Below are 16,405 nucleotides of genomic sequence, written 5' to 3'. Positions count from 1 at the left end.
ACATCACGACAGAGATATTAACGCAGGACAAAATCTAAAAGCTGAAGCGATAAGATTTCTAACCGTAGGGACTATGGGGATAGCCTAATCAATTAGAAGCCAATAGGCTTCCGTACTTAGGAATCTCTCACTTCAAACAACCCGTAAGGGTGTTAAGTGGTGAGTAGTTCAATCATGTTAGCCTATGATTCTATTAAAAATGCGGACAAAGACATTACGTTATCAGGTGAAAAAGCCAATAAATCTCTTGGTAAAACGTATTGGAATGGTTTACTTGTAGCAGTTTCCCCAGGAAATTTAGTATTTTGGGTTTCTGTATTTGGAACTATATTAACAGATTCTTATTCAGCTAATGGTTCAGGTAGCTTTATCATTGCAGCAATAGGTATTTTAACAGGTATCTTATTGCATGATATTGTCTTATTATCAATTGTATCTGCAACAAGAAAAGTAATGAATCGACAAATGATTAAATGGACGTCTATCGTTGCAGGCCTTTTATTATTTGGCTTTAGTTGCTACTTCTTATATGAATTTTATATAGATATTCAATTGTATATTGGATTTTCTAGCTAAAGGGTTATATTTAAAAATCGTTATGAAAAATAATAGTAGCTGTCGTTTTTCAGTAACTTTCGAAATCATATTCCATAACTAGCCGCACACAACATCTAATGAGGAGTGCGTCTTTCTTTGTTTCCAAATTTAAAAATAGCGTTGTATTAAAGATTCTCATGAAGAGTTGACACAAACAAGTAAATGTAATATTATTATCTTGAATTCAAGATAAACTAATTTGAGATAAAGACTTCTAGAAGTAAGGGGAAGTGTAGAAAATGACAGATTTTATACAGTTGGTTAAAGAAAGAAGGTCTGCTAGCAACTTTCTTCCAAATCAATTGATTAATAAAGAAGAATTAGATGAAATATTTGAGTTGGTAAAGCTTGGACCATCGGCTTTTAACTTACAGCATACGAACTATATAACCATAATGGACCAGAATACGAAAGAAAAATTAAGAGAAGCGGCAAATGGACAATATAAGGTATCGAGTGCTTCGGCAGTAATCATCGTGACTGGGGATAAAAAAGCATATAAGCAAGCAGCGGAAATCTATGAAGGTTTGAAGATGCTAGGTATTCTCAATAAACAGGAATATGACTTTATGGTGAATGATACAGTTTCATTCTACGAAGCAAGGGGAGAGGAATTTCATAAAGAGGAAGCGATTCGAAATGCCTCTTTATCTGCCATGCTATTCATGATGGCAGCGAAGGAAAAGGGTTGGGATACATGCCCGATGATAGGATTTGACGCTAATGCAGTTAAAGAAATTTTGCAAATCAATGATCAATTTGAAGTAGCGCTAATGATTACGTTAGGAAAAGAAAAAGTAGAGAGCAGAAAACCACGTGGTTATCGAAAACCTGTTAGTGAATTTGTTAAATATATCTAAATAGGAGTGAAATGAACATGAGTAAAAAAACAATGGGGATTCATCACATTACAGCAATCGTAGGTCATCCACAAGAGAATGTAGACTTTTATGCTGGAGTTCTAGGCTTGCGTTTAGTAAAAAGAACTGTGAATTTTGATGACCCGGGGACTTATCATTTGTATTTTGGAAATGAAGGTGGTAAACCAGGAACAATCATCACATTTTTCCCATGGGCGGATGCCTATCAAGGGAAAATAGGTGATGGTCAGGTGGGGGTTACTACCTATGCTGTTCCGAAAGGTGCTTTGGATTTCTGGGAAGCAAGATTAGATAAATTTAAGATAGCTTTTACGAAAACAGAACGATTTGGAGAAAAGTACTTGGAATTTGATGACCCGCATGGACTTCATCTTGAAATCGTTGAGAGAGAAGATGGGGAAAACAATTCTTGGACAATAGGTGAAGTAACTCCCGAAGTAGCAATAAAAGGTTTTGGTGGAGCGATTCTATTTTCAGCACAGCCTGATAAAACGGCTGAATTACTAGAAAAAGTGATGGGACTTGAGTTTGTAAAAAAAGAAGGGGATTTCATCCGTTATCGTTCTACAGCGGACATTGGAAATATCGTTGACCTAAAAGCTGTTCCAACTGGAAGAGGACGAATGGGTGTTGGAACGGTTCATCATATTGCATGGAGAGCATTTGATGACAATGATCAATTAGATTGGCAAAAATATGTTGCTACGAATGGTTATAATGTAACCCCTGTTCAAGACAGAAATTACTTTAATGCGATTTACTTTAGGGAACATGGTGAAATTCTTTTTGAAATTGCAACAGATCCCCCGGGGTTCGCACATGATGAATCACAAGAGACAATGGGTCAACAACTAATGTTGCCCGAACAGTATGAGCAATATCGTGAGCAACTTGAACATAGATTAGTACCGATTCATGTAAATGAACTTGATTAATTTTGCAAAAAGGACTGATCCTATGCTTTCAATTGACCCGGCTCAACAAACGGAAAGAGAGAATTATAAGCTTCTAATCGGAAGTATTATTCCAAGACCCATTGCATTTGTCACAACTCTATCTGAAGATGGGATTTTAAATGGGGCTCCCTTTAGTTATTTTAATATTGTATCTTCTAATCCCCCAATGATTTCATTATCCATACAACGTCCTGAGGGGAGACAAAAGGATACAGCTAGAAATATCATTACTAAAAAGGAATTTGTCGTCCATATTGTTGATGAGCAAAATGTAGATAAGATAAATAAAACTGCTGCAAATCTACCTTCGAATCAAAGTGAAATACAATTAGCAGAAATGACACCAGCTGAAAGTGTTAAAATTTCTGTTCCTGGAGTGCAGGAAGCAAGAATTCGGATGGAATGTGTACTGGAGCATTCATTAGAAATGGGAGAGGTCGGTGCTCCAGGGGCTGATTTTATAATAGGAAAAGTTATTCAGTTTCATATTGATGAAAAGATCTATGAGAATGGGAGAATCGATCACATAGAGTTAGCTGCTGTAAGCCGATTAGCTGGAGCGAGTTATGCTAAAATTGGAGAGACTTTTGAGTTAGAACGACCTAAGTAATTCGAATTAAATTATGGGTTTGGAAAAAAACGTATGCTACCGTCATGAGTAGGGTCGAAATGAAAAGAATAAGAAGAAACATACCTCCTGTTGAGGTTATTGTTTTGGAAGGAGATAAATGATGAAACATATATTTAATAAGGGTTCAAATCCAGAGAAACCAACTTTATTGATGCTTCATGGTACGGGCGGAAATGAGTTGGATCTACTACCTCTAGCAGGAAGAATTGATGGTGAGGCTTCAGTGCTAAGTGTTCGTGGTAATATATTAGAAAATGGGATGCCACGATTCTTTCGAAGATTAGCTGAAGGGATTTTTGATGAAGAAGACCTTATTTTTCGTACGAAAGAATTGAATGAGTTTCTTGATGAAGCAGCACAAAAATATGATTTTAATCGAGACAATATAATCGCAATTGGTTACTCAAATGGAGCTAATATAGCAGCAAGTCTATTATTTCATTACCAGCATGCATTAAAGGGTGCCATTCTCCATCATCCAATGGTCCCTAGAAGAGGGATTGACCTTCCGGATTTGAGTGGAAAGTCGGTATTTATTGCTGCTGGGACCAATGATCCAATCTGCTCACCACATGAGTCAAATGAGTTGAAATCTTTATTAGAAGAGGCAAATGTGGATGTAGAGCTTCATTGGGAAAATAGAGGTCATCAATTAACAATTGAAGAAGTTGAAGCAGCGGGAAAATGGTATAAGGAACTATTATCAAAAACTGAATAACTTTACTGAATTGCAAGTAATAAATAGAAGCTCATGATTATATTTTTTATAGTCATGTGCTTTTTTGTGGCCAAAGTCTTGACTTCTGATGGGAACACAGTCTAATGTGGGAATATTAAGAAGATATAATTAGAAGGTGAGGGGGCTGTTTATGAACGCTGAATCAGGAGTACCAAGTAGGTCAAAGCAGCAGCCTATGTGGTTGCAAGAATATATTGATTCACCCGAAAAGCAAAGACAGCTCTACAAAAAGACGCTAAGAATTGTGATCCTGTCACAAATCTTTGGTGGTGCAGGACTTGCAGCTGGCATAACAGTTGGAGCACTTATCGCTCAAGATATGCTAGGAACGGAAAGTGGAGCGGGAATACCCGTTGCCTTGCTCACTTTAGGTTCTGCTGGTGCAGCCCTGCTTATAGGCAGACTTTCACAGCGATTTGGGCGCAGAACAGGACTTGCAGCAGGTTTTCTTACTGGTGGTTTGGGTGCGGTCGGGATTATCCTTGCTACTGTAATTAACAGCGTCATGCTATTATTTGCTTCGTTACTTGTTTATGGAGCTGGTTCTGCCACTAATATGCTCGCCCGATATGCGGGTACTGATCTAGCGACAGCTAAACAACGGGCTACTGCTGTGAGCATGGCTATGGTATCTACCACTTTTGGTGCAGTAGCGGGTCCTAACTTGGTCGGTGTGATGGGGAACTTTGCTCAGTCTGTTGGTATTCCAACCTTGGCTGGCCCCTTTATTCTAGCTGGCGCCGCTTTTATATTTGCTGGATTGGTTCTGTTACTATTCCTTCGTCCAGACCCTTTGGTAGTGTCTAAAGCCATTGCAGATGCCCAGGTGAAAGATAGTACTGCGCAGGCTATATCAGAATTAGAGAGTTCTACAAAAAACAAAAGAGGCATTGTCGTTGGTGCCACGATCATGATCTTGACTCAATTTGTCATGGTGGCCATTATGACAATGACACCGATACATATGGAACACCATGGTCATGACTTGAGCGCAGTAGGGCTAGTGATCGGCTTTCATATAGGTGCGATGTATTTTCCTTCCCTTTTCACTGGATTGCTGGTTGATAAATTCGGTCGAACAGCTATGGCAATTGCTTCTGGTGCCACGCTTCTTGCTGCCGGTATAGTGGCTGCTTTTGCACCGGGTGATTCAATGGTGATGCTTGTTACTGCATTAGTACTGCTTGGTCTCGGTTGGAACTTTGGCCTCATAAGTGGAACTGCACTTATTATTGATGCTACACATCCTTCGATTCGAGCAAAAACACAGGGATCAGTTGATGGTTGGTTGGCATTATCAGGTGCCTCCGGCGGTGCGTTATCGGGAATGGTAGTTGCACAATCTAGCTATGCAGTGCTTTCACTTACTGGTGCAGCTCTGTCATTATTGCTAATTCCTGTAGTTGTTTGGTCTCGGAAGAATAAAAGGCAAAAGGCAGAAATTAAGATTTCTAACTCATATCCTGTTGATTAATAATGCATGTATCAGTGTGTGGTTCTTTAAGCTGTCAAATTACTTTGGCAGCTTATTTTTCTGGATTTACTGCTGACCTCGTTTCTGTTATAAATGATCATGCAAACTGAACTGGCGAGCTCGTCCACGTTGGAGATCAGGTTAAGCACCTGATCAGATAAATAGCCGAAAAAAATTCCCCTATTTAGTAAATAGAATAGAAAATAGCTTAAATAGACGGAGAATTTCCGCCTATTGACTCAAAAAACATAAGAATTGGGGAATTTCCTTCATATAAGCGGAAAACCTTCCCTTATTTACCCCGAAACAAGCCCCATTTTGCATTTAGCGGAAAAAACTTCGCTTATTTTACTTTCGCTGGTTACTACTTAATCAAGGACAAAATTCTTATTGAATAGGCAGTGAGATGATGGGTCTTTAGTGCTCGTTTCGATGCGTTAAGGTGAATCATGCCATATATGAAAGATAACTGTGCCTACATTCAGAGAAAAGTGGAAAGGGCTTTTTATTTTGCTGTGTTAAAGATAACAGTTGATTTTTTAAACTTAGGGATATGATAATTCCTATTTTTTTAGGAAAAGTGAAACCAGATGACCACTACATTTCGTTTAACATATGTATCAACCTGAAAAAGGAGGTTCTGAATATGAAGAAAGAACAGGAATTGATCCAAAGAATAAGAGAGGGAGACCATGAGGCTTTTAGTCTTCTTGTTAAGGATTTACTCCCTACTGCTTATAAAACAGCATTTTTGATATTAAAGTCAAAGGAATATGCGGAGGATGCCTTGCAAAATGCTCTTGAAGGAGCCTATATCAGTATTATGAAGAAGAAGGATATGACGAATTTCAGAGCATGGTTTTATAGTATTGTTTATTCACGTTCTATTGATATTTATCGTAAAAATAATCGCGTCGTACATATTGATTTTGAGGAAAATAGGGAAGCTCAAAGCAGGATAATCTATCAATCGGCCCAACAAACTGCTATCCAAAAAGAAAATAAACAAGAAATGTTAACCCATATTTTAAGGTTAAAAAGAGAACAGAGCTTGCCTCTTTATCTACATTTCTATGAGGATATGTCATTGAAGGAAATTTCACTCATTCTCAATGAAAATATTAACACAGTGAAAACGAGGATGAAGAGAGGAAAGAAAAAACTTAGTGAAATCATGGTAGAATCAGATCGTTTTTTACAGGAGGTTAAGTCGAATGGGATATAAAAAGGATAAGAACATTCAATCATTGGACCACTTAGAAGTACCTAAAACTCTTGAGAAATTTATTAAAGAACTACCAGATCGATATGATAATGGGGAAATTAATAGAGAAGTAGAGGAACAAATTGATGCAGAATGGAACGAGTTTCGTAAGAGCATGAAGAAAAATAGAGGACTTGTGAAAAAGGTGGTTGCTATTACATTATCCATCGCAGTAGCGTTTAGTCTTTTCATAGGGTCAGCATTTGTTTCACCGGCTATGGCGCAAATTGTCTCGTCGATTCCTTACTTAAATGGCTTATTTGAGTCCAAGCCACTGTTTGAGGAAATAAATGAAGCACTTGAAAAAAACAAATATAAATATAGTCAATTGGGTGTTAGTATTCGAGAAAAAAAAGTTATGGTAGGCTTTGATGGCCCTCTTGAACATTATCAACAAGTAAAATCACCGGTCGAAGAACTTATTAAGGAAATATTGAAAGCTAGAAATAATGATGCGTATACGGTAAATGTGTTTTACGACAAAATTGCAGGCAAAAAATATGATGAACAAACTAACGATGAACAAAGTAAAGAGTTTGAAAAGATTACAGGGATCGTTGGGGAGGTCCTCCAGGAATTTGGATATGATACGAACGGTATCGGGGTTAGACCCGGAAAAATACATATTGATTACATCCCTAACACGGAGAAACGTGTGGATGATATTAAAAGTAGAATTTTAAAGAGATTGCAACAAGAACAATTTAATGATTATAAGATTAAATTTTATTTATATGATCCAAAATTACAAGAACGAGAAGGGCGATTATTACCTCTCTATCATACTATTACTGAAGGGTTAACGGCCAAAACCGAGTATAAAGTGGATGGAACAGGCTATTCCAATAAAAAGGAACGGTTTTATATAGTTGTTCGAACCGCTCTATCATCTACTGATTCAGATCGGGATGAAGTAGTGGAGAATATTGAAAAAACCATCCAGGATTTCCTTCAATCAAAGGAGGCGTTGGAAGCAATACAGGATGATATATATGAAGTTGTAATTCTTAGCAAAGATCAAGAAAAATTGAAGACGATTAAAAATTAAATATAAACTAGAAAAAAGAGGGCTATCTGAAATGTTTATAAAACAGACTTTGAATAGCCCTCTTTTTTTACTATCAAAGTGGAACCAGGAGAACCGTCCCCATGGTTTCGCTAATCTTACAAAAGTGTAAGAGTTAGTTAAGATTACTAAATGGTTAGGTGGCCCAACTGATTATACAATGTAAACAGAACTTATGAACAAAGGAGTGCATGAAAATTGAAAAAAGCCATCGATCTAATCTTTACAATAATTACTACAGCACTTAATCCAAAAGCTTCCGCAGCAAAAATAAATATGAACGTATAGTACGTAACAATGAAAGAGGATAGGAAAAGTAGTTTCTTGATGTTGATTCCCGCATCTGGATCAAGCAGGTTCGCTCTGATCGGTTGGGAAGCAGGTTAAGACCCCGATTAGATAAAAAGTGGAATCAAATTAAGCACCAAATCAAATAAATAGCGGAGAAAAGTTCCCCTAATAAGTAAATAGAATAAAAAATAGGTTAAATAAACGGAGAAATTCCTCCTATTGACTTGAAATACATTAAAATTAGGGATTTTGCTTTGCATAAGCGGAAAACCTTCCCTTATTTACCCTGAAATGAGCCCCATTTTGCATTTAACGGAAAAAACTCCGCTTATTTAGGTTACTTGTTCAAGGATATAATTTTATTGAATAGGAAGTGAGATGACGGGTCATTGATGCTGGCTTCGATGCGTTATGGTGAATCGTATCATGTATGGAAGTCTCAACTACCTAGAGAAGAACTAAACGAAGCGCTAGATAGAAAGTATTATAAATCTAGTCAATCAGGTATTAGTATTCGAGAAAAAAAGTATTGGTTAGGTTGGATGTTCCAGTCGAATACTATCAACAAGTAAAATCATCTGTTGAAGATTTTAACTAAGTAGTTTTATTTATTGGTTCAAAAAAGTTCATTTAATTAGTTGCATTTTGCAAATTATTTTATATAATTAAAATGAGAGGTGTAAATAATGGAAAATCTTCGAGAAATATTTCAGGTAATGACACGGCGTTTCGGGTTTTTAAATAAAAATTGTTGCAGTATTGGTGGATGTGATATTTCACTTATTCAAAGCCATATCCTTTACGAGATTGATCAACAACATAATCCATCTATGCAGCAAATAGCTGAGACATTAGGTACAGACATTACAACCTTTAGTCGTCAGGTGCAGTCACTTGTTAAAATGAAATTAGTAAAAAAGACGCCAGACACAGATGACAGACGGATATATATTCTTTCATTAACTACCGAGGGAAAGTTTATAGCAACTTCGATTGATGAACAGATGAATACATTTTTAAATGAAGTATTTTCGCATATGAATGAGTTTGAAAAAGAAACCGTTATACGATCCATTAGGTTATTAAATGATGCAATGGAGAAATCTAGTATGTGCTGTGCTCCATTGGGGTAATACCCCATTTCTAATAGTTGCAAAATGCAAATAATATCATTTGTTTTAAGGAGGTGAAGAGGGTGCATTAAGCTTCAAAAATATGATTATAAAAAATGGAGGGATTACAATGAAAATGCACGTGGGAATTAATGTTACAAACTTAAATGAATCAATCGAATTCTATAAAAAAGTATTTGATATTGAACCAATCAAAATTAAATCGGATTATGCCAAGTTTTTGCTAGAGGAACCAGGATTGAATTTCACCTTAAATGTGAAGGAGCATGTATCAGGAAATCAAGTTGGACATTTTGGCTTTCAGGTGAATGACTTCGGTGAGGTTGTTCAGCAAAAAGAACGTTTGGAAAAGTTAGGTTTTTTTGCTCGTGAAGAGATGGATGTCACTTGCTGCTATGCAACTCAAGATAAATTTTGGGTAACTGATCCAAACGGTAATGAATGGGAATTCTTTTATACAAAAAGTGATGTGGAAAATATGGATTCAAATAATTATGGTTGTTGTACGAATCCAAACTAAATAGTAGCTGACCCTCTGGTCAATATAGAAAATAATGTGTAAATTTTTACGGACACGTTATTTTCTTTTTGTATTTTTTTAGGGTAATATCTAATGAACTAATGTACACAGGTTAAGATAAATAGGATAATAATCATGAACAGTAATTAGTAAGAAGGTGCCTTAATTGATAAATATCCTTGCGATTACATATGAAAATCAACTGGAAAGTGATATATCGATAAGTAATGCGGATTTTTCTAAATACAAGTGGTTTTGGGTTGATTTTAATGAACCAACAGAAGAGGAGATCCAGCATTTATCGGATACTTTTCATTTTCACCCACTAGCGATTGAAGACTGTGTACAGAGGCTTCAGCGGCCGAAATTAGATTATTATGATGACCATAGTTTTTATGTTACTCATATTGTGAGAGAAGAGCAAAATGATATGATTAAAGATGAATTAGATTTTTTTGTCGGGGAAAATTTTGTTGTGACATTTCACAGGACTCCATCAAGGGAAGTGAAGCAGGTATGGGATCGATTAGTGTCTCAAAAAAATGTTGAGAAATGGGATACCTTTTATGTCTTTTATCAAATTTTAGACAAGATAGTTGATAATTACTTTCCGCTTATATATAAAATTGAAGATGATTTAGACAAAATTGAAGATAATACACAGAAAAAATCAATGAACCAATTACTGAATGAATTATTTGATACGAGGTACTTGCTGTTAAATTTAAGACACACAGTTCATCCGATGCGAGACCTACTCTATCGAATGTTAAATTCACAACATTTGACGGGGGTTAAGGAGAGAAGAGAGTATTTTTCCGATATTTATGATCATCTTTTAAAACTATCGGAAATGATAATGGCCAATCGTGAAGTTACCGCCGATATCCGAGACAGCTATCTTTCATTGAATGCACATCAAACAAATAATGTGATGAAAGTACTTACGATTATTACGTCTATATTTGCTCCGTTAACGTTCATCGCAGGAATATATGGAATGAATTTTGAATATCTACCTGAATTAACATGGAAATATGGTTATTTTGTTTCTCTTGGGGTAATGGGGGTAATTGGAGTAGCCATGCTTCTCTGGTTTAAGAAAAAGGGATGGTTTAAATAATTTGGCAACAATTAATATGGCAGCTATCAGTCCCAAATTTTTCAGCTTTATTAAGCTAAAGTTTTGATAATTATAGATAAAGGATGGGGGAGCATGCGATACGAATATGAGCAGATTGATTATCAGGTTGATTTGCCAATTAATATTTTCACACATACTGTAGAACGTTTCCCTTATCATTGGCATGAAGCGACTGAAATCCTTTTTGTGCTAGAAGGTGATTTGGAAATCCGAGTTAATCAGGATGATTACCAACTGGGAATGGGAGATATTTTCCTTATAAATAGAAATGAACTACACTTTATTAATTCTAGGATAGATTTTGGGAAAACAAATGTATTAGCACTGCAATTTGAAAGCAGGTATTTTAAACAGCTGGGTATTGATATTGAACAAAAAAGATTCTATTTAAACTCACGAGAAGTTGTAGCTGAATCTATGTCTGTCATAGATGAAATAAAATATATTTTAGCCAATATGATGGACCTTGTTTTGAATAGGAAAAAGCTTTATCATCTCAAAATTAAGACGATGTTATTAGATCTTGTTGTTATTCTTCTAGAGCATTTTGAAGTACCAACACAAATAAAGAATAAGCAAATTGAAAATGATCAAAGGCTGGTAGAAATACTCCAGTTTATGAATAGTCATTGTCTAGAAACGTACCTTGGATTACAGGATATTGCAAAAGAGTTCTCTTTAAATCCACAGTACCTGTCAAGATATTTCAAATCGAATGTAGGGGTATCTCTAAAAAAATACTTAGATAATCTGCGTTTAAACAAATCATTGTTTGCATTAAGAACAACAGATGAAACAGTTACGGAGATAGCTTTAAAATTTGGTTTCCCTGACAACAAAGCCTATTACCGGGTCTTTAAGGAAGTACTAGGAATAACACCCATGCAGTATCGGGAACATTTTCGGATCGAGCTTGAGAAGGGTATCACAAAGGATTATTTGAGTATTAATAGTAAAGAGTCTTTTGTTAATCTATTCAAATATCTCGAACGAAAAAACATAAGCGAGTTCGAGATGAAAAAAGGGAAAAGAGCAACTGTTGATGTTGCAAAGCCTATGAATAAGATTAATCGTGCTTTCACCAAATTGATTACTTTTGGATATGCCCCTCATGCTTTGAGAAAAGACTTTCATGATCAACTAAAGCAGATTCAAGGAGAAATCGGCTTTGAATTCATTCGTTTTCATGGGATATTTTCAGACCAGCTCTTAGTATATAATCAGAAAACGGATGGGTCTTATTATTTTAATTTTAATCATATTGACTCACTTTTGGATAATTTGCTAGATACCGGTTTAAAGCCTTTTATTGAAATTGGTTTTATGCCTAGAGGTTTAGCAAGTTCTGAAAATAAGATATTTTGGTGGGATGCCTTTGTATCACCTCCAAAGAATATGAGCAGATGGCTGGAATTATTGGATGCCTTTTTCAAGCATTTGATTAATCGATATGGACTACAAGAAGTTAGAACATGGTATTTTGAGTTCTGGAACGAACCGGAAGTTCAATATTTTTGGAGTGGTACAAGACAGGAGTTCTTTACATTTTATACCGAGAGCTATAGATGTATTAAAACAATTGATTCTGAAATTAAAGTAGGTGGGTTTGGTACCATTGATTTTTCAGAGCAGCAAAATTGGTTAGATGAATTTGATGCATTCGCGGAAAATGAAAAGATCGGCGTGGACTTTTTTTCTTTTCATGTGTACAATCTATCTCGAAATTTTTTGCCTGAAGTAGAACCCTTATTAACATTGAATGAAATTAGTTTAGAAGGAAATGCAATACAAAAGCTAGCTGAATCTGGTGGCATCATGCTTGGTGATGAACATAATCTCTCGGTTTGTATTGATCATATCATTGATAAGAGCAGAGGTTTGGCTTCCCTTAATAAAGAACTCTGGATAACGGAATGGAATGCGAATTCCGATAGTAGGGACATGGTACATGACACTTGTTATATGGCAGCATTTATCATTAAAAATGCCCTTGAAAACAATGAAAAAGTGACAGGGATGGGTTTTTGGACATTTACAGATATATTTGATGAGTTTCGATTGGAGCAGCCACTCTTCCATGGAGGGTTTGGTCTGATGACATATAACGGTATCAAGAAGGCTGGGTATCATGCATTCTACTTCTTAAGCAAGCTAGGGGAAGATCTAGTTTCAAGAGAAGATGATATGATTGTAACAAAAAGAGGCGAAGATTATCAGGTCCTCCTATTCAATTACAGCCATCCTAATCATTTATACAGAAAATTTGATTATTCACAACTGTCACCAACCAGCCGTTATAAGGTTTTTGAAAACGAATGTGTAAAATCAATTCAATTGACTATAGAGGGCTTGCAAGGTGAGTATACAATTAAGAAGCAATATGTGAACAGACAGCAGGGGTCTTCATTCGATGCATGGGTAGATATCGGAGCGCCGAAGGTTATGGATAATGATGTAATCAACTATATGAAAGGCAGGGCGGAACCAGGAATTAAAATACAGGATATTTCCGTACATAATAATTATTTATTGGAAACGGTTTTACAGCCTCATGAAATACAATTGATTGAAATAAAGCGTCGTTACTGAACAAATTGATAACGACTTCAAAGTAGGCATTGCCATTGATTATGGCAATGCCTATATTTTTTTAGGAAATCTTTTTTGCAGTGGACATCTCTGAATGTGGTGTATCTAAGTCTAGCTCCAGCGCCTAGCCCCTCGAGGTCAAATAACCTGTGTCAAGAAAAGTCAAAGAGCGACTTTTATTGCCACAGAACATTTGCTTGTCGGGGCTCAGCAAGGCGCTTGCGCTTTTGTTATAAAAGTCAATAATCGGAACACCATTTCTTAAATAATGGAATGTATTCGGTGGAGTAAAAATTTATATTTAAGTTAACAGGTAGAGAAAAATGAAAACGCTATCCAATTGAATAGTAGGGGGATCACTATGCTTGATAATTTAAAAAAGAAAAAAGCTAAAAAACAAGAAATTCTACAACTAGTGAGGGAAGATAAGGTAAAGCGTAAAGAGAGAAAGCAAGAAATTGCTGCTTTGCCAGAAGCAGAACGCAAGGCAGCAGTTGAAAGCGATAAACATTTGCGAAAAGAGCAGAAACAGCAAAGAAAAGAAGAATTGAAAGCTTTAAGTCGTAAGGAACGAAAAGCCGCAAAAAAAGAAACTAAAATGTATAAAAAAATAAAAAATAGACCAAGACGTATCGCGGGCTGGTCGGTTGTTGCTGCACTTTTACTAATTGCTGGTGTAATGATAGGGCCGACTGTTTCAAGCTTAGTTGAGAACATGACGGGTAAACATATAACGATTGATACAACAAGCGCAGAAGGGGTTAAAGCCAGAGAAGCCGCTGATGCTGTTGCAGAAGAAATTGCAAACGAAGGATTGGTATTATTAAAAAATGAAAATAATTCACTGCCATTAACAGATAAAAAAATCAATGTCTTTGGTTCGACTGCATTTAGTTTTAAATACGGTGGGGGTGGTTCTGGTGCTTCAGATCAAACTCGTGCTGTAAATTTATTTGATGCTCTCAAACAAGCAGGAATTAAATATAATCAGGAATTATATGACTATTATGCGGGATTACCAGAATTAAAAGGAGCGACAGGTAAATCTGAAACTGGCCTTGTTCAAGTAATTAAAGGCATGCTAAGTAAGGATGGGGCTGCTGGTGAACCAGAAGTAACGGAAGCTGTACTCTCTCAAGCAAAAGAGTACTCTGATAATGCGATGATTATTATTCAAAGTGAAGCTGTAGAAGCATCAGATGTAAGTAGCGACCAATTAAAGTTATCAGATGAAATGCATGATTTAATTGAAAGAGTAGCGAGTAACTTCAGTAATGTTACAATCATCGTAAATGCTGGAAATACTTTAGAATTAGGATTTGTTGATGAATTTCCAAGTATTCAGTCTGTTCTTTGGGTTGGTACACCTGGACCATTTGGAACGAATGCACTTGCTAAAGTTTTATCAGGAGAAATAAATCCTTCTGGACGTATTACTGATACGTATGTCTATGATGTTGAGTCCTCACCAGCGAGTGAGAATTTCGGAGACTATCAATATGAGAATTTAGATAAAGCTTATATTAATTATGAAGAAGGAATTTATGTAGGCTACAGATTCTATGAAACTTACTATCAAGGAAATGAAGAAGGATACAAACAAACGGTTCAATTTCCTTTTGGTTCTGGTCTAAGTTATACAACATTTGATTGGAATGTAGTGAGTCAACAATTTAATAATGATTCTATTGAATTACAAGTAGAAGTGAAAAATACCGGTAAAGTAGCGGGTAAAGATGTAGTTCAAGTATACTATTCTGCACCTTATACACCAGGAGGAATTGAAAAGTCTGCGATTAACTTGGCTACATTTGCAAAAACGAAGTCACTAGAACCAGGAGAGTCTCAAAGTTTAACGATTACGTATGATACAAGAGATATGGCTTCTTATGATATGGAGAATGAGAACTATATTTTAGAAAAAGGAACATACCAAATTAAACTTGGTAAAAATGTTCATGAAATTGATCGTACACTGAACTTTGAATTATCGAAAGATATTGTGTATAAAACAGATGCTGACACAGGAACAGAGTATAAGAATCGTTTTACTCAATCAGAAAACGAATTAACGGTTCTTTCACGTAATGATTGGGATGGAACGTATCCATCAGATAAAGATGATTCAAAAGTTACGTCAAGTAAAGTGATTGAACGAGTACAAGGTCATGAGTTCAATGATGATCTGGTAATGCCTAAGACTGGTGCTGAAAATGGACTTAAATTAGAAGATTTAAAAGGATTAGAGTACGATGATCCTAAGTGGAATGAATTCTTAGACCAGTTAACGGTAGATCAAATGATCGATTTTGTATCAGAAGGTGCTTATCACACAGGTGCTATCGATGAGCTAGGTATTCCAAGTACAGTATTAATGGATGGACCGGCAGGATTTAGTTTCTTCTTCAAGAAATTTGAAGCCGGTGCTTATCCGACTGAAATCGTAATTGCATCAACTTGGAATAAAGATTTAGCATATGAGATGGGTGAAGTTGTTGGGAAAGAAGCAAAAGCTTATGGAATTCATGGATGGTACGCACCAGGTCTTAATATACACCGTACAGCACAAGGTGGAAGAAACTTTGAATATATGTCAGAAGACCCTGTTTTAAACGGTATGATCGGTGCTAGTATGACGAAAGGTGCAGAGGACCAGGATGTGATCGTATTCATGAAACACTTTGTCATGAATGACCAAGAAACAAATGCACGTTCAGGAATTCTAGTATGGTCTAATGAACAAGCGATGCGTGAAATTTACCTGCGTCCCTTTGAAATGACTGTGAAAGAAGCTGATGTAACTGGTGCAATGTCTAGTTTCTCTTACATTGATGGAAAATGGGCAAATCCAGAATTATTAAATGGAATTTTAAGAGATGAGTGGGGCTTTGAAGGTGTAGTATCTTCAGATGCGGTATTCGGATTTATGGAATCACAAAAAGCCATTACGTCTGGTAATGATTTAATGTTAGATATTATGTCAGTTCCAACAAACAAAAAACGATTAGAAAAAGCATACGAAGAGCATCCAGAAGCGATTACAGTTGGACTTCGAAATAGCATGCATAATTCATTATATGCAACATTAAAAACGTACCTTTTTAACTAAAATCAATTTTT

Annotated in this window: 13 protein-coding genes and 1 pseudogene; all 14 read left to right on the top strand. The window is 36.0% G+C overall.

Going from position 1 to position 16,405, the window contains the following annotated elements; translation table 11 throughout:
• Nucleotides 1-174: 174 nt before the first annotated feature.
• Nucleotides 175-576 (top strand): annotated as a pseudogene (locus MJG50_RS16345) (LysE family transporter); the annotation flags it as partial.
• A 260-nt stretch (nt 577-836) separates the two neighbouring features.
• Entirely contained in the window at nt 837-1,457 is a 621-nt protein-coding gene (locus MJG50_RS16340; protein ID WP_240256823.1) for a nitroreductase family protein, read from the top strand.
• A gap of 17 nt (nt 1,458-1,474) precedes the next feature.
• Entirely contained in the window at nt 1,475-2,413 is a 939-nt protein-coding gene (locus MJG50_RS16335) for a ring-cleaving dioxygenase (protein WP_240256822.1), read from the top strand.
• Nucleotides 2,414-2,435: 22 nt separating this feature from the next.
• Nucleotides 2,436-3,044 carry a flavin reductase family protein gene (locus MJG50_RS16330; protein WP_240256824.1) on the top strand — a complete coding sequence of 203 codons (609 nt, stop codon included), beginning with the start codon at nt 2,436-2,438 and terminating at the stop codon, nt 3,042-3,044.
• 121 nt (nt 3,045-3,165) lie between these two features.
• A complete protein-coding gene (locus tag MJG50_RS16325) occupies nt 3,166-3,783 on the top strand; it encodes an alpha/beta hydrolase (RefSeq protein ID WP_240256821.1) in 618 nt (205 codons plus the stop codon).
• Nucleotides 3,784-3,934: 151 nt separating this feature from the next.
• Nucleotides 3,935-5,278 (top strand): MFS transporter, encoded by a 1,344-nt coding sequence (locus tag MJG50_RS16320; RefSeq protein WP_240256820.1) that lies wholly within the window; start codon nt 3,935-3,937, stop codon nt 5,276-5,278.
• A gap of 646 nt (nt 5,279-5,924) precedes the next feature.
• A complete protein-coding gene (locus MJG50_RS16315; RefSeq protein WP_240256819.1) occupies nt 5,925-6,503 on the top strand; it encodes an RNA polymerase sigma factor in 579 nt (192 codons plus the stop codon).
• Nucleotides 6,493-7,590 carry a DUF4179 domain-containing protein gene (locus MJG50_RS16310; protein WP_240256818.1) on the top strand — a complete coding sequence of 366 codons (1,098 nt, stop codon included), beginning with the start codon at nt 6,493-6,495 and terminating at the stop codon, nt 7,588-7,590. The genes MJG50_RS16315 and MJG50_RS16310 overlap by 11 nt, the downstream gene beginning before the upstream one ends.
• A 701-nt stretch (nt 7,591-8,291) precedes the next feature.
• A complete protein-coding gene (locus MJG50_RS16305) occupies nt 8,292-8,471 on the top strand; it encodes a hypothetical protein (protein WP_240256817.1) in 180 nt (59 codons plus the stop codon).
• A 114-nt stretch (nt 8,472-8,585) separates the two neighbouring features.
• On the top strand, nt 8,586-9,032 hold the full coding sequence (locus MJG50_RS16300) for a MarR family winged helix-turn-helix transcriptional regulator (protein ID WP_240256816.1): 447 nt from the start codon (nt 8,586-8,588) through the stop codon (nt 9,030-9,032).
• 109 nt (nt 9,033-9,141) lie between these two features.
• Nucleotides 9,142-9,552, top strand: a complete 411-nt coding sequence (locus MJG50_RS16295) for an ArsI/CadI family heavy metal resistance metalloenzyme (protein WP_240256815.1) — start codon at nt 9,142-9,144, stop codon at nt 9,550-9,552.
• Nucleotides 9,553-9,718: 166 nt separating this feature from the next.
• Nucleotides 9,719-10,675 (top strand): magnesium/cobalt transporter CorA, encoded by a 957-nt coding sequence (gene corA, locus MJG50_RS16290; protein ID WP_240256814.1) that lies wholly within the window; start codon nt 9,719-9,721, stop codon nt 10,673-10,675.
• 93 nt (nt 10,676-10,768) lie between these two features.
• Nucleotides 10,769-13,285, top strand: coding sequence for a GH39 family glycosyl hydrolase (locus tag MJG50_RS16285; protein WP_240256813.1), 2,517 nt, complete (start codon nt 10,769-10,771; stop codon nt 13,283-13,285).
• Nucleotides 13,286-13,646: 361 nt separating this feature from the next.
• Nucleotides 13,647-16,394: a glycoside hydrolase family 3 C-terminal domain-containing protein gene (locus tag MJG50_RS16280; RefSeq protein WP_240256812.1), complete on the top strand. Its 2,748-nt coding sequence runs from the start codon at nt 13,647-13,649 to the stop codon at nt 16,392-16,394.
• Nucleotides 16,395-16,405: the final 11 nt, after the last annotated feature.

This window comes from Fredinandcohnia quinoae (genome assembly GCF_022427965.1).
GTDB classification, from domain to species: domain Bacteria; phylum Bacillota; class Bacilli; order Bacillales; family Bacillaceae_L; genus Ferdinandcohnia; species Ferdinandcohnia quinoae.
The sequence above is the reverse complement of the archived record's forward strand: the minus strand, read 5'-3'. Positions and strand labels throughout refer to the sequence as shown.